Below are 283 nucleotides of genomic sequence, written 5' to 3'. Positions count from 1 at the left end.
GCACGCTGACGCGCCATCAGTTCCATGAATGTCATGGCAAGACGAGGGGAGTTGAGAAGGCTTTCGGTGAGATGATCCAGGGAGATTTCGAGGACAGAAAGCTCGGTAACCGAAATCAGGGTATAATAGTTGAAGCCGAGCCCGGTTCGGAAACCCAGAAAATCTCCTTTCATGGGAAAGTCCAGAATCTGGCGATCACCATCGGGAAGATCGCGATAGATGCAGCCCCAACCACTCTTTATTATGTGAACCGAATTGGCCCAGTCTCCCTGGCTGCTCACCA

General features: G+C 51.9%; 1 protein-coding gene. It reads right to left on the bottom strand.

Features of this window, described 5'->3' with window-relative positions; genetic code table 11:
• On the bottom strand, positions 1 to 281 hold a 281-nt coding region (locus SB822_RS56465; RefSeq protein ID WP_410859022.1), incomplete at its 3' end, for a cyclic nucleotide-binding domain-containing protein.
• Between the last annotated feature and the right edge of the window lie 2 nt (positions 282 to 283).

The organism is Paraburkholderia sp. SIMBA_054 (genome assembly GCF_046534875.1).
Lineage (GTDB): Bacteria > Pseudomonadota > Gammaproteobacteria > Burkholderiales > Burkholderiaceae > Paraburkholderia > Paraburkholderia hospita.
This window is presented reverse-complemented; position numbering and strand designations above follow the sequence as displayed.